The sequence below is a fragment of the Pseudolysinimonas sp. genome (genome assembly GCF_049651805.1).
GTDB lineage: Bacteria > Actinomycetota > Actinomycetes > Actinomycetales > Microbacteriaceae > Pseudolysinimonas_A.
The window spans coordinates 21,459-45,317 of the sequence record NZ_JBASCU010000048.1 but is presented as its reverse complement, the minus strand read 5'-3'; the positions used below and the strand labels follow the sequence as shown (position 1 = coordinate 45,317).

Below are 23,859 nucleotides of genomic sequence, written 5' to 3'. Positions count from 1 at the left end.
CGAAGAAGATCAGTCCTTCGGGGCGTGCACGCGCTGTTGCGCCGTGAGAAGCCCGTCGGTCAGCACGAGCTCGGTGGCATCCGCAGCCTCGACGATGAGGTTGGGCAATGTCTCCTGCTCCGCCTTCGCGAACGGCGACAACACGTAGTCGGCGGGGTCCTGGCGTCCCGGCGGTCGACCGATGCCGACCCGCACGCGCACGAAGTCGGGCCCGGCGACGGCGATGATGTCGCGCACCCCGTTGTGGCCGCCGGGACCCCCGCCGGACTTCAGACGCACGGTGTCGAACGGCAGATCGAGCTCGTCGTGGATGACGATCAGTTTCGACGCGTCGAGCGAATAGAACTTGAGCAGGCCGGCGACGGGGCGACCCGACACGTTCATGAACGTCGACGGCACCGCGAGTGCGATGCGGTCGCCCCCCGGACGCACCCGGGTCTCGCCGACCATCGCGCCGGCCTTGTGTGCTTTGAGCGTGGTGCCGAGCCGCGACGCCAACTCGGCGACCACCATCTGCCCCACGTTGTGACGATGACCGGCGTAGCCGGGCCCGGGATTCCCGAGCCCGACCACAAGCCAGCGATCGTCGGCCATGCGAGGTGGGGTTACTCCGCAGCGTCGGCGGCCGGGGCGTCACCCTCGGCAGCCTCTGCGGCCTCACCCTCGGCGGCTTCGCCCTCGGCGCCCTCGACCTCTTCGGTCTCGCCCAGATCGACCTGGGTCTCGCCGGTGATGCCGACGATGAGCACCTCGGGGTCGGTCACGAGCGTCGCGCCGGCGGGGAGCTTGACGTCCTTCGCGAGGATGTGGCTGCCCTCCGTGAGGCCTTCGATGCTGACGGTGACGCTCTCGGGGATGTGCGTCGCCTCCACCTCGAGCGAGATCGTGTTCGAGTCCTGGTTGACGCTCGTCTCGGGCGCCGACTCCCCCTCGAGGTGCACGGGCACGTCGACGACGACCTTCTCGCCCGCACGCACCACGATGAGGTCGAGGTGCTCGATGACCTGGTGCACCGGGTCCTTCTGCACATCCTTGACGAGCGCGAGCTGGCTCTTGCCGCCGATCTGCAGGTCGAGCACCTGGTTCGCCTTGCGGATGATGAGCGCCGTCTCGTGACCCGGCAGCGCGACGTGCTGCGGCTCGGTGCCGTGCCCGTAGATGACGGCGGGGATCTTGCCGGCGGCGCGCAGGCGACGGGCGAAGCCCTTGCCGAATTCGGTGCGCACCTCGACGGTGAGCTTGTTGTCGTCCGCGTGGCTCTTGTCGTTCGCGGCCTTGTTTTCCTTGGCGGTAGCCATGGCTTTACTCCTGGATTCCGGGGCGTCAGCCCCACTTGTCGGTTTCAACTCGAACGCACGAAAGCGCGAGGAAGACGTAAAGGCTCGCCCACCGCGTCGATCACGGCCCCGCTGACGGAGCCCTCGCCGAAGTTCAGTGGCCCATGTTACAGGGCGTCGGAGTCGTCGGGAACATCCCACCGCCACCGCACCGCTCCGGCGATCGCGGCAGCGAGGAAGGTGGCGCCCGCCACCATCACCAGACCGTAGGTGGCCGGAAGGCGCCCGGGGAACCAGGGAGGCAAAGGGAACACCGCGACGAAGAGCGCCACACCCGCGACGAACACGATCGTCGCCGGCAGGATCACGCCGAACGACGACCAGCGCAGCAACAGGCCGGCCAGACCCGCGAGGGCTCCGGCCACCACGACGATCGAGGCCGAGATGCTGTCGTGGCGCAGCAACACGACGATCTGCTGCACGAAGGCTCCCCCGGCGACCAGAAGCAGCGCCGACGCACCGAGCAGCGCGACCGCGCTCAGCGACGACGACACCGCGACCGCCTTCGCGCTCGACGGCCCTGCGAGATGGCGCGAGCGGATCCCGAGGGCGGCTCCGGCGAGGAAGGTGCCCACCACAAGCGCGGTGCCCGAGAAGTAGAAGATCGTCGCGCCGTCACCGACCGCCGGATCGAGCTTCGACAGCATCCGCGTGATCTGGAACACCGGGCTGAAGATGCCGCCGGCGAAAGCGTTGCCGAACGGCACGACGAGGGCCAGCAACCCGAGCAGCCCGTGGATGGCTCCGACGACGAGCGCGCCCACCCAGTGGATGGCGAGCGAGAAGGCCGCGGCCGCGAGCAGCAGGGCGCCGCCCAAGCCGAGGGCGAGACCGCCCGGGTCGGGTTCCGACCGCGCCACGAGGGCGGCGTGAGCGGCAGCACCGACCCAGCTGAGGCCCAACCCGGCCACGGTGGCGAGACCCGCCACGAGGAGGCTGACGAAGGGCCGGAACACGGCGTCAGCCTACCCGCGGTCACTCCGACTGCCGGAGGCGATCCGTCACCAATTCGACGATCTCATCGGGTCGGAGCATCACATCCACCGGAATCACGTTCTCGTCGCCGGCGGGTTCCTCGAGCGTCGCCAGCTGCGACTCCAGCAGCGCGGTCGGCATGAAGTGACCGTCGCGCTGGGCCATCCGCGACGCGAGCAGCTCGGGCGCGCCGTGCAGGTAGACGAGCACCAGGTCGGGGGCGGCGAGCCGCAGCCGATCGCGGTACGCGCGTTTCAGCGCGGAGCACGTGATGACGACGGGCCGGTCGAGTTCGGCGGCGATGAGGTCGAGCCACGGCCCGCGATCGGCGTCGGTCAGCGGGATGCCTGCCCCCATCTTGGCGACGTTGGACTCGGGGTGCAGGTCGTCGCCTTCGACGAACGGCAGGCCCAGCGTCTCTGCGAGGGCGCGCCCGATCGTGGACTTGCCGGTGCCCGAGACACCCATGACGACGATGACGCGGCGGAGAGACATCCAGTCAACGGTAGCCTGATGCGGTGAATTCCCCGTCTTCTGCCACCGCCAACATCGGAGTCGTCGGCCTCGCCGTCATGGGCTCCAACCTCGCCCGCAACCTCGCCAGTCGCGAGGGCAATACGGTCGCCATCTTCAACCGCTCGCCGGAGAAGACCGACACGCTCGTCGCCGAGCACCCCGAGGCGAACTTCGTCGCGACGAAGTCGTACGCCGAGTTCGCGGCGGCGCTGCAGAAGCCGCGGGCGGCGCTCATCATGGTGCAGGCCGGCAAGGGTACGGATGCCGTCATCGACGAGCTCGTGAAGGTGTTCGAGCCGGGCGACATCATCGTCGACGGCGGCAACGCGTTGTTCACCGACACCATCCGCCGCGAGGCCGCCGTGCGCGCCACCGGCATCAACTTCGTCGGCGCCGGCATCTCGGGCGGCGAAGAGGGCGCGCTCAACGGCCCGTCGATCATGCCCGGCGGATCCGACGAGTCCTGGGTCACGCTCGGCCCCATCCTCAAGTCCATCGCCGCGATCGCCGAAGGCGAGCCGTGCGTCACCCACGTCGGGCACGACGGCGCCGGCCACTTCGTGAAGATGATCCACAACGGCATCGAATACGCCGACATGCAGCTCATCGCCGAGGCCTACGACCTCATCCGCCGCGGCACCGGCAAGACCCCGGCCGAGATCGCCGACATCTTCGCCGAATGGAATGCCGGCGAACTCGAGTCGTATCTCATCGAGATCACCGCCGAAGTGCTGCGCCAGGTCGACGCCGAGACGGGCAAGCCGCTCGTCGACGTCATCCTCGACCAGGCGGGATCGAAGGGCACCGGCGTCTGGACCGTTCAGACCGCCCTCGACCTCGGCATCCCCGTCTCGGGCATCGCCGAAGCGGTCTTCGCGCGGTCACTGTCGTCGAAGCCGCTGCAGCGTGCCGCCGCCGGCAACCTGCCCGGCCCCGAGGTGCACCCGGTCGCGGATGCCGACGCCTTCATCGAGGACGTGCGGCAGGCCCTCTACGCCTCGAAGATCGTCGCCTACAGCCAGGGTTTCGACGCGATCGTCGCCGGCGCGGAACAGTACGGCTGGAACATCCAGAAAGGTGAGATCGCCAAGATCTGGCGGGGCGGCTGCATCATCCGCGCCTCGTTCCTCAACCGCATCACCGAGAGCTACGCCGACGACCCGGGGCTCGTGAGCCTCATCACCGCGCCGTTCTTCCGCGGCGTCGTCACCCGCACGCAGGATGCGTGGCGTCGCGTCGTCGCCGCGGCGGCCGTCTCGGGCATCCCCGCCCCGGCGTTCTCGTCCTCGCTGTCGTACTACGACGGGCTGCGCGCGGAACGGCTGCCCGCCGCGCTCGTGCAGGGCCAGCGCGACTTCTTCGGCGCCCACACCTACCGCCGCGTCGACCGCGAGGGCACCTTCCACACGCTGTGGTCGGGAGACCGCTCGGAGATCTCGGCAACCGACTCACACTGAGCCACACCACTCGGTGGTTGAGCAGCCCGCGCAGCGGGCTGGGCCCACGCCGCCCGTTCAGGGCGGTGGGGAGCGAAACCACACCCCCGAGTAACTCGCGGGGGTTTCGACACGCGCCTGCGGCGCTACTCAACCACCGATAACGGCCAACAGGATGCCGGCGGCTGCTCCTAGGAGGACGACCGACCAGGGGGGCGCTTTCGCGACGACGAGGAGTACGAAGCAGGCCACGGCGAGGGCGAAAGTCGTGGGGTCGACGATCGCTGAAGTGAAGACGGGGTCGTAGAGGGCGGCGGCGAGGATGCCGACGACCGCGGCGCTCGCGCCCCGGATGAAGCCCTGTGCGACGGGACGGGTGCGGAGGGTGTGCCAGAACGGGAGCACGCCGATCAGGATCAGGAAGCCGGGCAGGAAGATTCCGATGAGCGCGAGAGCCGCCCCCGCCACGCCGCCCGGCCCGGGTTCGGCGAGCGCCCCGAGATACCCGGCGAACGTGAAGAGGGGACCCGGCACGGCCTGGGCGGCCGAGTAGCCGGCGAGGAACTCGTCGGATCCGACGAGACCGGTCGACACGACCTCCGCCTCGAGCAGCGGCAGCACCACGTGACCGCCGCCGAACACCAGAGCCCCGGCGCGCACGAACGAGTCGAGCAGCGTGACGACGGGCGAGCGCGCCAGGACGGCGAGCACCGGGAGACCCGCGATGAGCAGCGCGAACACCGCGAGGGCGACGACGCCGACCCACCGCGGAATCGGGAAGGCCAGGCCGCTGTCGTCGGATTCGGCCGACGCCCGGCACAGCAGCATCCCGGCGATCGCTCCGACGAGAATCGCGCCCACCTGCCCGAGCGGTCCGGTGAACGCGACCACGATCACCAGGGCGGTGACCGCGATGGCGGCGCGGCGCAGGTCGGGGGTGAGGGTGCGCGCCATCCCCAATACGGCCTGCGCGACGATCGCGACCGCCACGACCTTGAGTCCGGTGAGTGCCCCCGAAGCGATCGGGCCGTCGAACCAGGAGACACCGAACGCGAAGAGCACGAGCAGTACCGCGGACGGCAACGTGAACGCGGTGAACGCGGCCAGCGCACCGAACGGCCCCGCTCGTAACAGCCCGAGCGTGAAGCCGACCTGGCTCGACGACGGGCCGGGCAGGAACTGGCTTAGCGCGACGAGCTCGCCGTAGCCGCGATCGTCGAGCCACCGGCGTCGCTCGACGAACTCGGTGCGGAAGTAGCCGAGGTGGGCGATCGGCCCGCCGAACGAGGTGAGCCCGAGCCGCAGGAAGGCGGCGAACACCTCGCCGACGCTGCCCGTGGTGGCGGGGGCAGCGGATGCGGTCACCGCGGCATCGTATCGGCGGCGGGTCGAGGGTGGTTGAGTAGAGCGGTGTCGCACGACGAAGAAGACCCTCCGGAACTGCGCGGCTACGTTCCGGACGATAACCGGCCGTTGCGGCATCCGGCGACCCTGCGCGTGATGCGCATCGTGATCGTGCTGGGCGTGATCGGGCTGATCGTGCCGAGCATTGTGCTGACCGTGGGGCTGCAGACCCGAACCGCGAGCGCGATCTGCGCCTACGCGGTAGCCGGCGCACCGCTCGACGCCGACCCGGTCGCGCGATTCGAGGTATTCGGCCCGGCCGGTCCGTCGTGGTATTGCTACGCCCGCGAGTTCGGTGGCCGTGAGACGTTGATCGGTTCGCTCGGCCTCATCCCAGGCTAATTCCAGGGACGGGCTGTTAGCCTCCCCGCGGATGTCTTCTGCAACGAACCAGCGCTTTCGCCGCTTCAACCGTCGGGCCCTCGGTCTGACGGCGGGTGCGTTCATCCTCCTGATGGGCGTGGTCATATCGCCCCTCGCCGCGGGACCCTCTCTCGAAGAGCAGCGCGCGGAATACGCCGCCCGTTACGCCCAAGAGTTCGAGGTGCCAGTCGCGCACGCGGTTCTCGCCGCCAGCACGAGCGCCCTCAGCCGAGACACCTTCGGCGCGACCCCGGGGCCTGAGACGTTCATCCAAGGCGGGACGAACTACGACTGGGCGAAGCTGGTGCTGGTCTACGCGGGCTGGCCGATCACCGACAGCAACGTCACCGTCATCCTGCGCTGGATGCGGCAGGAGAACGGCCCTCCGGACTGGTATCGCCGCAATAATCCGCTCAACATCGGGGCGGGCGGCTTCGCGTCCTACTCGAGTCTCGACGAGTCGGCGCGGGTGGTCGCGAAGGCACTGACTACGAGCGGAATGTACAGCGAGATCGCCGCAGGGTTCGCCGCATCGGCCGACACGGCGACGATCGAGTATGCGATCTGGGCGTCACCGTGGGCGGGCGGCAACTACGCGTGGGGCGGCCACTGGTCCTATCGGCCGGTTGAGGTCGTCGCCGCACCGCGGAGCGCCTGGGGCTCCTAAGCGGCGCCGTCGAACATCGAGGTGACCGACCCGTCGTCGAACACTTCGTGGATCGCGCGGGCGAGCATCGGCGCGATCGGCAGAACCGTGAGGCGGTCCCAACGCTTCTCGTCGGGAATCGGCAGGGTGTCGGTGACGACGACCGAGTCGATGACGTCGCTCTGCAGAATCTCGACGGCGGGGTCGGAGAAGATGGCGTGCGTCGCGGCCACGACGACGCCGAGCGCGCCCTGCTTCTTGAGCGCTTCGGCGGCTTTGACGATGGTGCGTCCGGTGTCGATCATGTCGTCGACCAGCAGACACACCCGGCCCTCGACCTCGCCGACGATCTCGTGCACGCTCACCTGGTTGGCGACCCGCGGGTCGCGGCGCTTGTGGATGATGGCGAGCGGTGCGCCGAGTTTGTCGCTCCAGATGTCGGCGACCCGCACGCGGCCCATATCGGGACTCACCACGGTGAGGGTCGCGGGATCGAGTTTCGACCGGAAGTGCTCGAGCAGCACCGGCATCGCGAAGAGGTGGTCGACGGGGCCGTCGAAGAAACCCTGAATCTGGGCGGCGTGCAGGTCGACGCTCATGATGCGATCGGCACCGGCGGCCTTGAACAGGTCGGCGATCAGGCGGGCTGAGATGGGCTCGCGGCCACGGCCCTTCTTGTCTTGCCGGGCGTAGGGATAGAACGGGGCGACGACGGTGATGCGCTTGGCGCTCGCCCGCTTGGCCGCATCGATCATGATGAGCTGCTCCATGAGCCACTCGTTGATCGGTGGACAGTGCGACTGGATGACGAAGACGTCGGCGCCGCGGATGCTGTCGCCGTAGCGGGCGTAGATCTCGCCGTTCGCGAAGGTGCGGGCCTCGGTCGGAACGAGTTCGGAATCCAGCTCTTCCGCGATGTCTTCGGCGAGCTGCGGGTGGGCCCGACCGCTGACGATGACCAGTCTTTTCTCACCGGTGATCTTGATGGCCGACACGCCTGGCTCCTGCCCCTTTGGAGTTCCAGCTTAGAGGGTCACTCCTGGGCGTCCGCGGCAGCTTGGGCCGACGCGCGGTGCCGTTCGGTCCAGCCCTCGACGATCTTCAGCTGTGCGACGCTGACCGCGAGCGCGCCGGGCGGCACGTCGCGTCGCACGACAGTGCCGGCTCCGATCGTGGCGTCGTCGCCGATCGTCACGGGGGCGACGAACGAGTTGTGGGTACCGGTATGCACGTGCGACCCGATCGTCGTTGCGTGCTTGGTGAAACCGTCGTAGTTCGCGGTGATCGCTCCCGCGCCGATGTTGGTGCCCTCGCCGATGGTCGCGTCTCCGATGTACGACAGGTGCGGAACCTTCGCGCCGGCGCCGATCTTCGCGTTCTTGGTCTCGACGTAGGTGCCGATCTTGCCGCCCTCGCCGAGTTCGGTACCCGGGCGAAGGTAGGCGAACGGCCCGACCGTCGCGCCCTTGCCGATCACGGCGAGCGTCCCGTCGGTGCGCTTCACCACGGCATCCTCACCCACTTCGCAGTCGAGAAGCGTCGTGTCGGGGCCGATCCGGGCACCCCGCGCGACGGTGGTCGAACCCGAGATGTGGGTGTTCGGCAGCAGCTCGACGTCTTCGGCGAGAGTCGCGCGCAGGTCGATCCAGGTGCTGCCGGGATCGTGCACCGTCACTCCGGCTAGCTGCCAGCCGCGCACGATCATCGCGTTCAGCCGACCGGCGGCGCGGGCGAGTTGCACGCGGTCGTTGATGCCCTCGACGATCCAGGCATCCGGGGCGGGCACCGCTTCGACGGGCGCTCCGGATGCGTGCAGCAGTCCGACGACATCCGTGAGGTAGCGCTCGCCCTGCGCGTTCGCGGTCGCGAGCTGCGGCAACTGGGTGCGCAGTGACGAGACGGTGAAGACGTAGGTGCCCGAGTTGACCTCGCTGATCGCCCGCTCGTCGTCGGTCGCGTCGCCGTGCTCGACGATCCGGATCAACGCACCGTCGGCATCCCGCACGATGCGCCCGTAGCCGGTTGCGTCCTCGACGATCGCCGAGAGCAGCGTGGCGGCGGCGGTGGCGCGGCGGTGCGCTTCGAGCAGCCCGGCGATCGTGCCGGCGTCGAGCAGCGGCACGTCGCCCGAGATCACGACGACGTCACCCTCGAAGTCGTCGGGCAGCGCCCCAACGGCGACCTCGACGGCACGACCGGTGCCCGGGATGTCATCCTGGTCGACGACGAGCGCCTCCGGCAGGAACTCCGCGACCGCGGCGGCGACGAGGTCTCGCTCGTGCCGCACGACCGTGACGACGTGAGCGGCCGACAGTTCGCGCGCCGTGGCGAGCACGTGCCCGAGCAGTGGCACGCCCGCGAGGTCGTGCAGCACCTTGGGCCGGGATGACTTCATCCGAGTGCCCTGCCCGGCAGCGAGGACGACGATGGCGAGCCGTGAGTCGGTCATTGCCCCATTCTCTCCTGCCGAACGGGCCAGTCCTCACCTTCGATCGGCGGCCCGGCCGCCGTGACGGCGCCGACGATCAGGGTCGTGAGCCGATCGACGAACTGCTCCGACGACTCGGGGTCGCCGGTGAAGAAGTCGGCCCCGTAGATGATGCGCACGACACATTCCGAGAAGACCGTGCGCCCAGCGGCCTCGACCGCGGTTCGCTTGCCCGGCACGTGCTCGAAAACGCCGCGGAGGGCGATCCGGGATTCGATCGCGCCTCGGCCGCGGAACTCGGCGTCGACCGAGGCGCGCAGAATGACGGCCCGCAGCAGGGCCCCGTGCCGCTCGAAGGTTTCCAGCATCGCCTCGGTGGCCCGCCGAGCGGCCGTCTCGAGACCTTCGCCGGGCCGGACAGACTCGGCGAGTTGCGCCTGGGTCGACGCGACCCGCACCATGCCGTACTCGTAGACGGCGTAGAACAGGCCGTTTCGGCCGTCGACCCGCGCATAGAGCGACGGCGCCGAGATGCCGCATCGGCGGCACACCTCCGAAACCGTCAGTGCCTCCCATCCGCCGGTCTCCAGCAGTTCGAGGCCGGTTTCGAGGATGCGCTGCCAGCTCTCGCGGGTGCGGTCCTGTTTCGGCGGGCGCACCGCGGGCAGACGGGCGGACGGCGGGGTCGGCATCTTGCGATCATCTCGCACCCGACCCTCGCCGCCTGCGATGCTCACGCGTTCGCCAGCGTCTCCTCGCCCATTTCCTGCAACTGGTCGACGATCTCTTGCGGGCTGCGGTCGCCGACCTGCTTCTGCAGCATTCCGGTGCGGTCGAGCATGAAATCGCGAAACGGGCGCAGAAGTCTCGGGATGTGATGGAACGCCTGCCCCAGCACGTAGGCCTGTTGAACCTGCGCGGTGGTGTGCGGGATCCGCTTCTCGTCATACACAGCGAGAGCCGCCGCGACATCCGTCGTCGAGCTCAGGTCGACGTGTTTCAGCAATTTAGCGAGTGCGTAGCCGTCACCGATCGACATGCCCGCGCCATACGCGGCGTAGGGCGAGGTCGCGTGAGCCGCATCGCCGGCAAGCGTGATGCGGCCCTTCGACCACTGCGTGAGCGGCTTCCGATCGCGGATGACCCACCGCTGGGTGTTCTGAGGCGTCGTGGCCGCGATGAGGTCGGTGAGTGGCGCACCGAAGTCGCGCGCGGTCTCCAGTGCGTGGGCCTTGAGGTCGGCCGGCCCGGGCTTCTCGGGATCCCAGGCCTGGAGCACCCACCATTGGTAGCCGTCCTTGCCGTGGTCGCGAATCGACGAATAGCTGCCTTGCACCCATTTCGTGTGCGAGATCACCGCCTCGTTCATCGTGGCACTCGCCGGTAGCTGGTCGGTATGCCCGCCGATGATCTGAAGCCGGTGTTCGCGCTTCGGCGCGTCTCCCCACAGGTGCGCCCGCACCGTCGAGTCGATGCCGTCGGCTCCGATCAGAAGTGGCGTCTCGACCTTCGACCCGTCGGCGAAGGTGAGTTCGACACCGTCGCCGTGATCGTGGATGCCGGTCACCGTGTGATTGACCTTGATCACGCCATCGGGCATCGCCGCAAGCATCCGCTCGTAGAGCACCGGGCGCAGCATGCCGATGAAGCCGCCCTGATAGCGCGCAACCACTTCGGCAGGCAGATGCACGTCGGCGCGCACGTGCCCCGTGTACGCGTTCACGAAGGAACCGTGGCACGGCGACCCCAGGTCGACGACATTCACGCCCATCTCTTCGAGGGCCCGGATGGGCGGTGGCCAGAGGTTGAGGATGTTGCCCGCCGCACGGGCTTCCGGGTAGCGCTCGTAGACGCGCACGTCGTGTCCCACCGTGTGGAGCGCCAGCGCGGCAGCCATGCCGGCGGGGCCGCAGCCCAGGACGGCTATCGGGTTGGTCATCGTGATTCCTCTTCCTCGAGGGTCGGGTCCGAAAGATCGGGATGCGGCGACGCTAAGGCCCTGGATGCAATTTGTAAACCCATTACAGTTACTATCGACGACACCGATCCGAGCCATCAGCAACGAGGATGAACGCTCGCCACCGCAATCACTGAACCTGATATCAGGGATCGACAACCACACGTTCCCGGATAAGTCCCGCGGCCGTAGCGTGGCTAGGGCGCGACGGTGCGAGCCGCGACGCGGCGAGCGGAGATTCCATGTTCATGTACTTCCCCACCAACTACGTCTGGAGCATGGCCGCGGTCGCGGCCCTCAACAACGGCGGTTTCATCGACGAAGTCGACCGGGCGTGCAAGCCCGTGCTCGAGGCCTCCCAGAACGGCGACGACGTCGGCACCGAACTGCTCTACGCGTCGTGGGCGGCCGTCGCCGATCGGCTGGTCGCCTCTGCGGATGCCGATGTCGCCATCGGGCGGTTGATCGGCGCCGGCGACAAGCTCTACCGCGCGAGCCTCTACACCTCCCAAGCCGAGCGACTGCAGGCTCCCGGATGGGACGGCCGGGTCGCCGCGTACCAGAAGTCGATCGACCTGCTGCTGCGTCACATCGAGCTCTCGGGCAGTCCCGTGACGACCGTCGAGGTCCCTTACGAGAACACCAGCCTGCCGGGATACTTCCACCCGGCCGACGATGCGTCGGTGCCCGAGGGCACGAAGCCGCCGGTCATCATCCTCTGGAACGGTCTCGACTCGACCAAGGAGATGATGTACTACTCCGGCTTCCCGCAGATGCTCGCCCGGCGCGGCATCGCGACCCTCATGGTCGACACTCCCGGATCGGGCGAAGCGATCCGGATGCGCGGCCTGACCTCGCGTTATGACACCGAGGTCTGGGCTGCGGCCTGCGTCGACTACCTCGAGGGCCGCGGCGACATCGACCCCGCAGCGATCGGGATCACCGGCTGGTCGCTCGGCGGCTACTACGCGCCGCGCGCCGCGGCGTTCGAGAAGCGCATCGCCCTCGTCGTCGCGTGGGGCGCCAACCACGACTGGGCCGAAGTGCAACAGCGCCGGCTGCAGCGCGAGGGCGAGAACCCCGTGCCCCACTACTGGGACCACGTGCAGTGGGTCTTCGGCGCCACCTCGATGGACGACTTCATCGAAAAGACGAAGAACATGACTCTCGACGGGGTCGTCGAGAAGATCACGGTGCCGTTCCTCATCACCCACGGGGCGAACGACCGGCAGATCCCCGTCGCCTACGCGCAACGCTCGGCGGAGCAAGCCGTCAACTCCCCCAAACTGGAGCTGCGCATCTTCGACGAACCCGAGGGCGGCACGGAGCACATCTCGATCGACAACCTCACCTACGTCGCCGGCTTTGTCGCCGACTGGGTCGCGGAGACGTTCACCGAACTGCGCGGCTGACGACGCGTTAGCCTGCCAGCATGGCGACGAAGCCGCTCTCTCGACTCGACCTCAACCTGCTGGTCGCCCTCGACGCCCTCCTGACCGAGCGCAGCGTCACGCGCGCGGCCGAACGATTGAGCCTGAGCCAGCCCGCCCTCAGCGCATCGCTTTCCCGGTTGCGCATCCACTTCGGCGACCCGATCCTCGTGCGCGAAGGCAACAGCTACACGCTGTCGCCGCTCGCCATCCGTCTCGTCGATCAGACGGCGATCGCACTCGAGTCGGCCAGGCGGGTGTTCGCCGCGCACGCCGAGTGGGATGCGAGCGAGTCCACCCGTGAGTTCGTCATCTACGGCTCCGACTACTCGTTCGTCGCGATCGGGCGGCACGTCTCCGCGCTCGCGGCCGAGCGAGCTCCCGGGGTGCGGTTCCGGTTCAACCTGCACTATCCCCAGTTCGTCCAGGATGCCGGGCACGTTCTGCGTACCGTCGACGGCATCCTCATTCCACACGGCCCCGTGGAGGGCTTGCGGTATGTCGACCTGTTCTCGGATGGCTGGGTCGGGGTGGCCGCGACCGACAACACGCTGGTCGGCGACGAGATCACCATGGAGGTCGCGGCGAGCTCCCAGTGGGTGTTCACGTACCAGTCGCAGCTTGCCTTCACCTCCGCCGGTCGCCAGCTTCAGGAACTCGGCGTCGAGCCGAAAGTCCAGACCGTCGTCGAGGGTTTCCTCGCGATGCCCGCGTTCATCGCCGGAACCCAACGGCTCGGACTCATCCAGGCACGTCTTGCCCCGTTCGCCGCGAACCATGGTGGGGTGAAGGTCGTCTCCCTGCCGTTCGAGGCGACGCCTCTCCAGGAGGCGCTCTGGTGGCATCCGGTGCACGACCGCGACCCCGAACATGTGTGGATGCGGTTGCTCTTCGCGGAAGCCGGCCGAACGATCGCCGCCGAGTGACGCCCGGCTAGAGCTCGGCGCGGGTGCGGGCACGCGAGCGGACGCGCGCCGGGGGGATGGAAGGGGTCTCCCGGGATTCGGCGATCACGTTGCGGATCTCGCCGAGGCGCTCGACCCGCATGACGACCTCGTCGCCGAGAACGAGGGGCGAGGGCAACAGATCGCCCGCGCGTCCCCAGAGCTCCGCAAGACATCCGCGGCCGCACGTGCCGGAGCCGAGAACGTCTCCCGGCACGACCCGGGTGTCGCGGCTTGCATACGCGACGAGTTCCTCGAACGGCCAGCCCATGTTGCCGAGCAGATCGGTGCCGACGGTCACGCCGTTCACCAATACCTCGAGTTCGAGCTGCAGGAAGCCATCTTCGTCGACGAGGTCAGCCACTTCGTCGACCGTCACGAGCACCGGCCCGAGGGTCGTCGCAAAGTCCTTGCCCTTGCTCGGGCCGAGCCGCACGGCCATCTCGCGGGCCTGCACGTCGCGGGCCGACCAGTCGTTCATGATCGTGTAGCCGAAGATGTGCTGGGCGGCTTCGGTGGGATCGAGGTGCGCGCCATCCCGGCCGGGCACCGCGCCGATGACGGCGGCGACCTCGAGCTCGAAGTCGCGTCGGGCCGAGGCCGCCGGGAACACGACAGGGTCGCCCGTGGCGATCACCGAGTGCGGGTTGCTGAAGTAGAACGTGGGGTACTCGTACCACTCCGCAGGCACGTTGCCCCGGCCGTCCGGACCCGCCGTCATGCCCTCGACGTGCTCCTCGAAGGTCACGAAATCGCGGATCGTTGCCGGGCGCAATGGCGCGAGCAGGGTGACGCCGGCGAGCGAGACTGCGTCGTCGGTCATCCCCGCTGCGACGTCGGCACCGATCGCGAGCGCGCGGTCGAGGCCGGCTTCGAGGAGATCCTGGATGCCGACGCCGGCGGGGAGTTCGGCGACGCGGTCGCGCACGACCACTCCCTCGCGGATCGCGGAGTCCCCCGGGATCCGCCAGCGCGCCAGTCTCACGCGGGGACGCTCGTCAGCGCGGCGATGCGACCCATGAGGCCCGGCACGTCGCCTTGCACATGGTCGAGCTGCCACTGGCCGAGTTGCAGTGAGGCCTCGACGATCGTGCGGGCACGGTCGAGCCGGCGGCGGGTGAACTCATCCCACCCGGCGTCGTCAACGGCGGTCGCGCGCGCGAGGATGTCGCACAGCACGAGCGCGTCTTCGGCGGCCTGCGCGCCACCTTGGGCGATCGTCGGCGGGCAGCTGTGCGCCGCGTCGCCGATCAGCACCACGCGTCCCCGGTTCCACGGGCCGTCGATGAGGTGCGACGTGAACCAGGTGTAGTTGACCCGGGAGTCGGCGCCGAGGCTCTCGCGGATCTGCTCCCACGGACCGCCGTAGGCCCGCGACGACTCGCGCATGATCTCGATGGCCTGCTCAGGCGTCACCGCGGTGCGATCCTGCTTGTCTTCGACGAGGTAGGCGTACATCATGGCGTCGCTCGTCGGGCAGTAGCCGGCGATGTACATCGGCCCGCCGTAGTAGAGGTCGGTGTGCGTCACCTCCTTCGGGCGCGGCACGAAGGCACGCCAGATGCCCATACCCGTGGGCTCCGGCTTGACGTCGATGCCGATCATCGTGCGCACGGCCGAGTTGAGACCGTCGGCTCCGATCAACAGGTCGACGCGTGCGGTCGAGCCGTCGCTGAGCGTGAGGTCGACACCGTCGGCATCCTGAGTGAGCGCGTCGACGACGATGCCGTAGTGAACGCGCGCCCCGAGCGACGTCGCCCGGTCGAGCATGATCTGCGCGAGGTCGGGGCGGTACATACCCGCGGCGGCGGGAAAGTCGGGGCCACCGGTCTTCGCGTCGGGGATGACCGCGATCACCGGTGCGTCGGGCCCCGGCGCGCGAAGGCCGAGCCGGTCGGATGACCAGCACTTGGCTTGCACCTCGTCCCAGATCCCGAGGCGGGCGAAGCTGCGCAGCGCGTTGCCCTGGAGGGTGATCCCTGAACCGAGCGCCGACAACTCTGGCTTGATCTCGTAGACGTCGACCTCGACGCCATCCTCGGCCAGCAGGATGGCGGAGGCGAGTCCGGCGATGCCGGCTCCGGCGATCGCGACGCGCTGCACTGCGCTCATGGGCGTATCCCTTCGGTGGTGGATGCCGCTACTTGACGGCGATGGGGTTGACGGGTGAGCCGACGGCGCCGGTGATGCGCAGCGGCGGGGCGGTGAGCAGAAAGTCCCAGCGCCCGTCGGCAGCGCAGTCCTCGGCGAGCGCGTCGAAGTCCCACATCTCGCCGATGGTCAATCCCATATTGGGGATGACCACCTGGTGGAGGGGCTGGAAGGCGTCGTCGAACTCGTTGGGGCGCACCTCGAAGCCCCAGGTGTCGGTCGCGACCGCGGCGAGTTCGGTGGCGTGCAGCCAGCGGGCGGTCGTGAAGCTGAGCCCGGCAGCCGGGCCACCGGCATAGCCGTTCCACCCGTCGCGTTTGGCTCGCGCGAGCCGGCCGGTGCGCACCAGCAGGATGTCGCCGCGACCGACGCGCGCGCTCTCGCCCTGCGCCGAGATGGTGGCCTCGAGGTCGCCGACCGTGATGGGGTACCCGTCTTCGAGCTCGCCGTCGCTCCTGAGGTGTCGAGCGACATCCAGGAGCACCCCTCGCCCGACGAGCTGGGACGCCATATGCTCGATCCCGGTGACGAGGTCGCCCTCGCTCGTGACGACCCGTTCGGCCCGCCGCCCATTCCAGGCCATCCCGTGGTCAAAGATGTGCCCGAGTCCGTCCCACTGGGTCGAGCACTGCAGCGGCATGGCGATGACGTCATCCGCGCCACCGATGCCGTGCGGAAAGCCCTGGTTTCCGAGGGCGGCGTCGACGCCGGTGTCGGTCATGGTGTGCACCGGGTTGGTGCGGCGGCGCCAGCCGGTCTGCGGGCCATCGGTGTCGAAGCGCTGCGAGAGCGAGAACGTCGCGCCGCGCCGCACGAGGGAGGCGGCCTCGAGCCGCTTGGCCTCGTCGAGAAAGTTGAGGGTGCCGAGCACGTCGTCGGCGCCCCAACGGCCCCAGTTGCGCACGTCGTTAACGACCCGGGCGATCTCGCCTTCGGGATCCGAACGGTCCAGGGTCATGGGTCTCCTCCCGGCGATCCGCAGCGTCGCGCACCCGTCGGGTCTCCAGTGTCGACCAGTCGGCGATCATCATGGAAGGCGCACTCGATGATGCGGGTCATCCACCAGATTGATGACCCACACCGGTATCGGTGTCATCGATTCCCGGCATCGGCGTTCTCGTATTCCCTGATATCCCGTCGAGGGCGACAGTGGACCAGACCGGGCACGGAGCCCGTCACCGTGACCGAAGAGGATCGACGATGATCAAGTTGCTGTCCCACCTCGCCCACATCGAGATCACCGCTCCCGATGTCGAGGCGAGCGTGAAGTTCTACGAAGAGCAAGTCGGCCTGCGCGTCTTCGCCCGCGAAGGTGACAACGTGTACCTCCGCTGCTGGGGCGACTACTACAACTACTCGCTCGTGATCGCCCCGGGCGACCAGCCGTCGCTTGGCGCCATGGCGTGGCGCACCTCGAGTGCCGAAGCGCTCGACGAGGCGGCCAAACGGGTCGAAGCCGAGGGCATCGAGGTGACGTGGTCGAACGACCGCCTGAGCCTCGGCAAGAGTTTCCGCTTCGTCGGGCCGTACGGCCACACGATGGAGTTGTTCTGGGAGGTCGAGAAGTTCCACGGAACCGGCGACCAGGCGTCGATCTACCCCGACCGGCCCGAACGCCGTAGCCGCCACGCGGTCGCGCCGCGCCAACTCGACCACGTCACCGTCGCCGCGAGCGATGTGCGCGGGATGGCCGACTGGTACAGCCGGGTCCTCGGTTTCCGCATCATGGCCCACACCGTGCTCGAAGAAGCGCCGGTCACGGTCTTCACCGTGGTCACGACGAATGAGAAGTCCCACGACCTCGGCATCGTGCTCGACGGTTCGAAGGTCGCCGGACGCATCAACCACTACGCGTACTGGGTCGACACCCGCGAAGACCTGCTCCAGGCGGCCGACATCCTCATGGAGAACGGCACCGACATCGAGTACGGCCCGAGCATCCACGGGATCGGCGAGCAGAACTTCCTCTACTTCCGCGACCCGTCGACGATGCGCGTCGAGGTCAACACCGGCGGCTACCGCAACTACGTGCCCGACTGGGAGCCGAACGTGTGGAAGCCCTCGCAGGGCCCGAACAACTTCTACCGCAACTCGTCGATGCCGATGTCGATGACCGAATCGTTCCCGCCGGCCGACATGCCGTCGGCGACCGAAGAGGGCATCCACCCCGACACCCGCGAGGCGCTGTTGCAGAACATGAACCCCTACTCGAAGCACGGGCAGGGCTGATCCGAGGGCGCGAGGGAGTCACCGTGCACCCGGAGTTCGCGGGACGCACCGTCGTCGTGACGGGGGCGTCCCGCGGACAGGGCCGTGCCACGGCGCTCACCCTGGCCGAGCGCGGCGCACGCGTAATCGCGCTCGACCTCGACGATCAGGCGCAGTATCCGGATGCCGGCATCGTGTACCGCCGACACGATGTCGCGAACGAAGCCGACTGGACAGCGCTGGCCGAGTCGCTGCTGGCCGAGTCGTTCGCGGGCGACCCCGTTCATGGGCTCGTCAACAATGCGGGTGTCACGCTGCGCAGTCGACTCGGCGAGGTGAGCCTCGACGACTGGAACCGTGTTCTCGCCGTCAATCTCACCGGAGCGATGCTCGGGATGCGCACCCTCGCGCCCCTCATGATCGACGGATCGTGCATCGTCAACGTCGGCTCGACCGCGGCGCTGATCGGCCACTACCCGGTCGCCTACACGGCGAGCAAGTGGGGTCTGCGCGGCCTGACGCACTCGGCAGCGACCGAGCTCGGACCGCGGGGGATCCGCGTCAACATCGTGCATCCCGGCTACATCGAAACCCCGATGACGGCGAATGCACCCGCCGCGATGCTCGAAGCGCACCTCGAACTCACCCCCCTCGAAAGATCGGGACTGCCCACCGAGGTCGCCGAGGTGGTTGCGTTTCTGCTCTCCGACGCCGCCGGCTACCTGACCGGAGCCGAGATCCCGGTCGACGGCGGCACCAGCTCGTCGGGCGGCGCGAAGCTCATCGCCGACCGCATCGCCCGCGCCGCTCCGCGCATATAGATCGCATCGATTGCTGATATCCACGAATCAGCCTTCCCAATGACCTAGGCGCGGAGCATCGTGAGGAGCGATCGCTCCTTGCACCCACGAAGGAACCGAGAACGGCCCGAGGGCCACGTCGTCAAAGGAGACAACAACCCATGCATCGTCAACCCCTGTTGCGCCGAGCCCTCGTGGTCGGCGCGTCGGCGACCATCGCGCTCCTCGCGCTGGCCGCGTGCACCACTCCCGAACCCGCCGAGACCACCCCTGCAGCCGGAGGCACCGATTCGTCGGCCCTGCTCGCGGAGGCGTATGCCGGAAACTTCCAGGCTCCGCCGACCGAGCCGGTCGAGGTAACCGAAGACATCTCGCTCTGGCACGTGTCGTGCGGTGAGGCCATCGTCACCTGTTCGGCGCCTGCTGCTGCCGCCGTCGAAGCGGCCACGGCTATCGGCTGGGAGGCCAACATCTGCGACGGCAAGTTGAACCCGGAGGGTTGGGGCACGTGCATCCGCCAGGGCATCGCTGCCGGAGCCGACGTGATCACCCTGATCGGCGTCGACTGCGCACCCATCGCCGGCCCGCTCTCCGAGGCCGCAGACGCCGGAATTCCGACGATCGGCGTCGGGGCGAACGACTGCGACGTGATCGGCGGCGACCCGCTGTTCACCGCGGTCACCACTTCGCTGCCCGACACCGCGTACGAAGAATGGTGGAAGAACGTGGGCGCCACGCAGGCCAAGTGGCTCGTCGGCGTCAACGATGGCGCCGCGCAGGCCCTGCAGATCGTCTTCCCCGACCCGGCGTTCGGCCCGGTCATGGCCGCCGGCTTCGAGGAGGAAATCGCGAAACACGAGGACAGCTCGATCGTCGCAACCCTCGAGATCACCAACGCCGACGTCGGATCTGGCGCGCTGGTGCAGAAGTTCTCGACGGCGCTGCTGCAGAACCCCGACATCAACGCGATCGCGATTCCGATCGACGGCTGGCTTCTGGCCGGTGTCGCTCAGGCGATCGAAGCGTCGGGACGCTCGGAGCAGCTGGCGGTCATCGGCGCCTTCGGATCGATCCCCAACTTCGGCCTGATCGCCGAAGGAACGGGTGCGGATGCCACCGTCGCCTGGCCCACCGACTGGGACGGTTACGCCGCGGTCGACGCGAGCCTGCGGGTTCTCGCCGGTCAGGACGTACTGCCGACCGGCCTCGGGGTTCAGGCCGTCGATGCGGACAACAACCTTCCCGCACCCGGCACGCCGTTCAGCTTCGAGCCCGTCGTCGACTTCCGCGCCGCCTACCTGGCGGCCTGGGGCGTCGACTAAACCATGACGGTCCCGCCGGCACTTGAGGCCACCGACGTCGTGAAGACGTTCGGCGGGACCGTCGCCCTTGCCGACGCGCAGCTGCGCGTCGGCAAGGGCACCATCCACGCTCTGCTCGGCGGCAACGGCTCGGGCAAGTCCACCCTCATCAAGTGCATCGCCGGGGTGTATCGCGCCGATGCCGGACGAATCGTCGTGCACGGGCAGGAGCGGGCAGCCGGCGACCAGACCCCCGCGATCGCCCGCCGCTCGAGCCTGCACTTCGTGCATCAAGACCTCGGCCTCTTTCCCCAGCTCAGCATCGCCGAGAACATCGCCCTCGACCGCGGCTACCCGACCGTGCGGGCACTCGGCGCGGTGCGCTGGTCGCGCCTCGAGGCAGACGCCGCCGCGCTGCTCGAACGCTTCGAGATCGCCGCCTCACCGCGTACCCCGGTTGGCGCGCTTCGACCCAGCGAGCGCAGCATGGTCGCCATCGCGCGAGCCCTCGCCGACGCTCGCGACGACGCCATCCTGCTGCTCGACGAACCGACCGCGACGCTGGCCGAGCACGAGTCTCGGGAGCTGCTCGCCGCGCTGCGGAGGCGGGCGGATGCCGGCCAGACCATCGTGCTCGTCAGCCATCGGTTTCCTGAGGTACAGGGTGTCGCCGACGACGTGACCGTCTTCCGCGACGGCCGGGTCGCCGCGAGCGACACGATGGGGCAGATGCCGATCGAACGGCTGGTCGCCGCCATGACGGGTGGCGCCGAACTTCCGCATCCCGCGCGCGTCGCCGTGAAGGCGGGCTCGACCGAACGATTGCGACTCTCGGGGCTCGAGGCAGGAGCCCTTCGGGGGGTGGACCTCGCGGTGGCCGCCGGCGAGATCGTCGGCTTAGCGGGGCTCGGCGGCTCGGGGCGGTCGAGTCTGCTCCGCGCCGTGTTCGGGCGCATCCCGCTGCGCGCCGGTTCGATGGCGCTCGACGGCGTCCACTTCAGGTCCGAATCAGCAGCGCAGTCGATGGCGCACGACGTCGCTCTCGTGCCGGAAGATCGGCTCGGGGAGGCCGCGTTTCTCGACATGTCGGTGCGTGAGAACACCAGCATCACCGTTCTGCGCCGGTTCTGGCGCCGATTCCGGATCTCGCCGTCGGCGGAGCGGCGGTCAGCAGAAGGTCTCGTCACGATCTTCGGCATCCGTACACCCGGCATCGAGACAACCCTCGGATCGCTCTCCGGCGGCAACCAGCAGAAGGCCATCCTGGCCCGCTGGCTTCAGCGCGACCCGAAGGTGCTTCTGCTCGACGAGCCCAGCCAAGGCGTGGATGTGGTGGCTCGCGCCGACATCTCGGCCCACGTCGTCGCCGCCGCTGCACGGGGCACCGCCGTGATCGTCGCCTCATCCGACCTCGACGAGCTGTTCGCGCTCACCCACCGCATCGTGGTGCTGCGCGCGGGACGGATCGTCGCTGACCTCGAAACCGCGCGAACGTCCCGCGACGAGGTCGCCCACCTGTCGATGCTCGATTCCGAGGAAGGGATCTCCACATGAGCCAGGCCGCCATCACAGCGCGCCGTACCCCCGTTGCCGAGTGGGGCGAGCGCCTCGGGCTGCCGATCCTGCTCGCGGTGATCGTCGTGTTCTTCTCGGTCTTCCCCGCGAGCAGCCGCGCGTTCTTCTCGGTCGCCAACCTCACCGTCGTCCTGGCGAATCAGTCCGTCATCATGCTCGTGGCGATCGCGCTGATGTTCCCACTCATCGCCGGGCACTTCGACTTCTCGGTGGGTGCGATGACCGTGCTCGCCGCCGTGGTGTGCGCCGGAGCCAACGTGCGCCTCGGGCTCCCCCTCGCTGTCAGCATCCTGCTCGCGATCGCGGTCGGGCTCCTGATCGGACTCGTCAACGGCATCCTCGTGGCGCGATTCGGGCTGAACTCGTTCGTCTCGACGCTCGGTGCGGCAACCCTCATCGGCGGGCTCGTGCAGTGGTACACCGGTGGGCAGGCGATCATCGGCATCGACGCTGTACTACTGCAGTTCGGTTCACGTCAGTGGTTCGGGGTGCCTCGAGTTCTGTTCGTCGTCGTGATCGTCGCCGTCGTGGCCTGGTATGTGCTCGGCCACACGCCGTTCGGTCGCGCGCTCTACGCGATCGGCTCGAATGCCCGCTCCGCGGATCTCGTCGGCCTGCCGCGCACGCGCTATACGGTGCTCGCCTTTGCGACGTCCGGTCTGCTCGCCGGCATCGCCGGAGTGGCACTTACCGCACGCACCGGGGGCGCCAACCCGGATACGGGCACCTATCTGATCTTTCCTGCGCTCGCCGCGGTGTTCCTCGGAGCGACGGCCATCATCCCGGGACGCTTCAACGTTCTCGGCACGGTCATCGGCGTGCTGTTCGTCGCGGTCAGTGTGAGCGGCCTGACGCTCGCCGGCGCGCAGAACTGGGTGGACGCCGTGTTCAACGGCGCGGCGCTCATCATCGCCGTTTTCGTGTCGAGCATCCTGCGCAAGCGGCGATCAGGGGGCTGACGGGCCGAGCGACCGCAGACCGGGGCGGCCGTCAGCCCTTCCAGACCGTCTTGAGGTTGCAGAACTCGCGGATACCGGCAGCAGCCAGTTCTCGGCCGACTCCGGAGTCTTTCACCCCACCGAACGGCAACTCGGGGTACGAGATCGTCATGCCGTTGATGAACACGGCACCGGCGTCGAGGTTCTGGATGAACCACTCCTCGTCGTCGGCGTCGTTCGTCCATACCGCAGAGCTGAGGCCGAAGGTGGTGCCGTTGGCGATCGCCAGCGCCTCCTCGCGGTCTTTCACCCGGTAGACCGAGGCGACCGGGCCGAAGGCCTCCTCGAGATACAGGCGCATCGCGGGCGTGACGCCGTCGAGCACCGTGGGGGTGTAGAACCAGCCGGCGCGGTCGGGCGCGGAGCCGCCGGTCTGGACCGTCGCACCCTTGGCGACGGCATCCGCCACGAGCTCGGCGAGTTCGTCGCGCCCCGACTCGGTCGCGAGCGGACCGACATCCGTGGATTCGTCCAGCGGGTCGCCCACCGTCAGGGCCGCGACCTTCTCGGTGAACAGCCGCACGAACTCGTCGTAGACGTCGGTGTGCACGATGAACCGCTTCGCGGCGATGCACGACTGGCCGTTGTTCTGGTTGCGCGCCGTGGTCGCGACGGTGCTGGCTTTGTCGAGGTCGGCGGTGGGCAGCACGATGAAGGGGTCGGAGCCCCCGAGCTCGAGCACGACGTGCTTCACCTCCGATCCGGCGATCGACCCGAGTGAGCGTCCCGCCGGTTCGGAGCCGGTGAGGGTTGCCGCCTTGATCCGCGGGTCGCGCAGCACCCGCTCGACCCCGGATGCCGGGATGAGCAGGGCATGGAAGGCGCCGGCCGGAAAGCCCCCCCGTTCGAAGAGGGTGTCGAGGTAGAGGGCCGCCTGCGGCACGTTCGACGCATGTTTGAGCAGACCGGTGTTGCCCGCCATCAGCGCTGGAGCGGCGAACCGGATGACCTGCCAGAGCGGGTAGTTCCACGGCATGACCGCCAGCACGATCCCGATCGGGGCGTAGCGGGTGCCAGCGGCGGAGGCGTTGACCACCGACGGGTCGGCGAGCGTTTCGGGTGCCAGAAACTCTTCCGCGTGATCGGCGTAGTAGCGCATTCCCTTGGCGCACTTGAGCACCTCGGCGCGGGCTCCCGCGATCGGGCGGCCCATCTCGACGGTGATGATGCGGGCGACGCGCTCGACGTCGTCTTCGAGGAGCTGGGCTGCGGCCTTCATCCATTCCGCGCGCTGCGCGAACGTCGTCGAGCGCAGCGAACGGTAGGCGGCGTCGGCTGCCGCGATCCTGCGCTCCACCTCGGCTTCGCCATGCGGCTCGAACGTCTGCTCGGTCTGCCCCGTGAACGGATTGATCGTCGCGATGGCCATGCGGGTGCTCCTCGTCGGGTG

General features: G+C 68.6%; 23 protein-coding genes. 10 read left to right on the top strand and 13 right to left on the bottom strand.

Going from position 1 to position 23,859, the window contains the following annotated elements; all coding sequences use genetic code 11:
- Positions 1-9: 9 nt before the first annotated feature.
- The 4 genes from pth to WBL06_RS11875 form a co-directional block, all read right to left on the bottom strand.
- Positions 10-594 carry an aminoacyl-tRNA hydrolase gene (gene pth / locus WBL06_RS11890; RefSeq protein ID WP_424456337.1) on the bottom strand — a complete coding sequence of 195 codons (585 nt, stop codon included), beginning with the start codon at positions 592-594 and terminating at the stop codon, positions 10-12.
- A gap of 11 nt (positions 595-605) precedes the next feature.
- Positions 606-1,298, bottom strand: coding sequence for a 50S ribosomal protein L25/general stress protein Ctc (locus WBL06_RS11885; protein ID WP_424456335.1), 693 nt, complete (start codon positions 1,296-1,298; stop codon positions 606-608).
- A gap of 146 nt (positions 1,299-1,444) precedes the next feature.
- Positions 1,445-2,293, bottom strand: a complete 849-nt coding sequence (locus WBL06_RS11880) for a hypothetical protein (RefSeq protein ID WP_424456333.1) — start codon at positions 2,291-2,293, stop codon at positions 1,445-1,447.
- 19 nt (positions 2,294-2,312) lie between these two features.
- Positions 2,313-2,807, bottom strand: a complete 495-nt coding sequence (locus WBL06_RS11875) for a gluconokinase (RefSeq protein WP_424456331.1) — start codon at positions 2,805-2,807, stop codon at positions 2,313-2,315.
- Between the two features lie 23 nt (positions 2,808-2,830).
- On the opposite strand from WBL06_RS11875, the gene gndA reads away from it, so the two are divergent.
- Positions 2,831-4,285, top strand: coding sequence for an NADP-dependent phosphogluconate dehydrogenase (gene gndA, locus WBL06_RS11870; RefSeq protein WP_424456329.1), 1,455 nt, complete (start codon positions 2,831-2,833; stop codon positions 4,283-4,285).
- A gap of 129 nt (positions 4,286-4,414) precedes the next feature.
- Here the strand turns inward: gndA and chrA are convergent, their stop codons facing one another.
- Positions 4,415-5,629 (bottom strand): chromate efflux transporter, encoded by a 1,215-nt coding sequence (gene chrA / locus WBL06_RS11865; RefSeq protein WP_424456328.1) that lies wholly within the window; start codon positions 5,627-5,629, stop codon positions 4,415-4,417.
- Between the two features lie 45 nt (positions 5,630-5,674).
- Between chrA and WBL06_RS11860 the strand changes: the two genes are divergently transcribed.
- Positions 5,675-6,010, top strand: a complete 336-nt coding sequence (locus WBL06_RS11860; RefSeq protein ID WP_424456326.1) for a hypothetical protein — start codon at positions 5,675-5,677, stop codon at positions 6,008-6,010.
- A 31-nt stretch (positions 6,011-6,041) separates the two neighbouring features.
- On the top strand, positions 6,042-6,698 hold the full coding sequence (locus WBL06_RS11855; RefSeq protein WP_424456324.1) for a hypothetical protein: 657 nt from the start codon (positions 6,042-6,044) through the stop codon (positions 6,696-6,698).
- Here the strand turns inward: WBL06_RS11855 and WBL06_RS11850 are convergent.
- From WBL06_RS11850 to WBL06_RS11835, 4 genes are read right to left on the bottom strand one after another with little or no spacing between them, the layout of a single operon-like run.
- Positions 6,695-7,672 (bottom strand): ribose-phosphate diphosphokinase, encoded by a 978-nt coding sequence (locus WBL06_RS11850; RefSeq protein ID WP_424456323.1) that lies wholly within the window; start codon positions 7,670-7,672, stop codon positions 6,695-6,697. The two genes, WBL06_RS11855 and WBL06_RS11850, sit on opposite strands and share 4 nt — an antisense overlap.
- Before the next feature lie 38 nt (positions 7,673-7,710).
- Positions 7,711-9,126 (bottom strand): bifunctional UDP-N-acetylglucosamine diphosphorylase/glucosamine-1-phosphate N-acetyltransferase GlmU, encoded by a 1,416-nt coding sequence (glmU, locus tag WBL06_RS11845; protein ID WP_424456321.1) that lies wholly within the window; start codon positions 9,124-9,126, stop codon positions 7,711-7,713.
- Entirely contained in the window at positions 9,123-9,797 is a 675-nt protein-coding gene (locus WBL06_RS11840) for a TetR/AcrR family transcriptional regulator (protein WP_424456319.1), read from the bottom strand. The genes glmU and WBL06_RS11840 overlap by 4 nt, the downstream gene beginning before the upstream one ends.
- 41 nt (positions 9,798-9,838) lie before the next feature.
- A complete protein-coding gene (locus tag WBL06_RS11835) occupies positions 9,839-11,044 on the bottom strand; it encodes an FAD-dependent oxidoreductase (protein WP_424456317.1) in 1,206 nt (401 codons plus the stop codon).
- 260 nt (positions 11,045-11,304) lie between these two features.
- On the opposite strand from WBL06_RS11835, the gene WBL06_RS11830 reads away from it, so the two are divergent.
- Both WBL06_RS11830 and WBL06_RS11825 read left to right on the top strand, forming a co-directional pair.
- A complete protein-coding gene (locus WBL06_RS11830) occupies positions 11,305-12,474 on the top strand; it encodes an alpha/beta hydrolase family protein (RefSeq protein ID WP_424456316.1) in 1,170 nt (389 codons plus the stop codon).
- A gap of 20 nt (positions 12,475-12,494) precedes the next feature.
- Positions 12,495-13,418 carry a LysR family transcriptional regulator gene (locus WBL06_RS11825; protein ID WP_424456314.1) on the top strand — a complete coding sequence of 308 codons (924 nt, stop codon included), beginning with the start codon at positions 12,495-12,497 and terminating at the stop codon, positions 13,416-13,418.
- A 7-nt stretch (positions 13,419-13,425) separates the two neighbouring features.
- On the opposite strand, the gene WBL06_RS11820 is transcribed toward WBL06_RS11825, so the two are convergent.
- The 3 genes from WBL06_RS11820 to WBL06_RS11810 are packed head-to-tail and all read right to left on the bottom strand — an operon-like array spanning position 13,426 to position 16,545.
- A complete protein-coding gene (locus WBL06_RS11820; protein WP_424456312.1) occupies positions 13,426-14,421 on the bottom strand; it encodes a fumarylacetoacetate hydrolase family protein in 996 nt (331 codons plus the stop codon).
- A complete protein-coding gene (locus WBL06_RS11815; protein WP_424456310.1) occupies positions 14,418-15,548 on the bottom strand; it encodes an FAD-dependent monooxygenase in 1,131 nt (376 codons plus the stop codon). The genes WBL06_RS11820 and WBL06_RS11815 overlap by 4 nt, the downstream gene beginning before the upstream one ends.
- Positions 15,549-15,576: 28 nt before the next feature.
- Positions 15,577-16,545, bottom strand: a complete 969-nt coding sequence (locus tag WBL06_RS11810) for a cyclase family protein (protein WP_424456308.1) — start codon at positions 16,543-16,545, stop codon at positions 15,577-15,579.
- A gap of 242 nt (positions 16,546-16,787) precedes the next feature.
- On the opposite strand from WBL06_RS11810, the gene WBL06_RS11805 reads away from it, so the two are divergent.
- The 5 genes from WBL06_RS11805 (at position 16,788) to WBL06_RS11785 (ending at position 22,430) form a co-directional block, all read left to right on the top strand.
- On the top strand, positions 16,788-17,816 hold the full coding sequence (locus WBL06_RS11805; protein ID WP_424456306.1) for a VOC family protein: 1,029 nt from the start codon (positions 16,788-16,790) through the stop codon (positions 17,814-17,816).
- Positions 17,817-17,839: 23 nt separating this feature from the next.
- Positions 17,840-18,616, top strand: a complete 777-nt coding sequence (locus WBL06_RS11800) for an SDR family NAD(P)-dependent oxidoreductase (RefSeq protein WP_424456304.1) — start codon at positions 17,840-17,842, stop codon at positions 18,614-18,616.
- Between the two features lie 140 nt (positions 18,617-18,756).
- Positions 18,757-19,917 (top strand): sugar ABC transporter substrate-binding protein, encoded by a 1,161-nt coding sequence (locus WBL06_RS11795; protein ID WP_424456302.1) that lies wholly within the window; start codon positions 18,757-18,759, stop codon positions 19,915-19,917.
- Between the two features lie 3 nt (positions 19,918-19,920).
- Positions 19,921-21,450, top strand: a complete 1,530-nt coding sequence (locus tag WBL06_RS11790; RefSeq protein WP_424456300.1) for a sugar ABC transporter ATP-binding protein — start codon at positions 19,921-19,923, stop codon at positions 21,448-21,450.
- Entirely contained in the window at positions 21,447-22,430 is a 984-nt protein-coding gene (locus tag WBL06_RS11785) for an ABC transporter permease (protein WP_424456298.1), read from the top strand. The genes WBL06_RS11790 and WBL06_RS11785 overlap by 4 nt, the downstream gene beginning before the upstream one ends.
- Before the next feature lie 31 nt (positions 22,431-22,461).
- Here the strand turns inward: WBL06_RS11785 and WBL06_RS11780 are convergent, their stop codons facing one another.
- A complete protein-coding gene (locus WBL06_RS11780) occupies positions 22,462-23,838 on the bottom strand; it encodes an NADP-dependent succinic semialdehyde dehydrogenase (RefSeq protein WP_424456296.1) in 1,377 nt (458 codons plus the stop codon).
- Between the last annotated feature and the right edge of the window lie 21 nt (positions 23,839-23,859).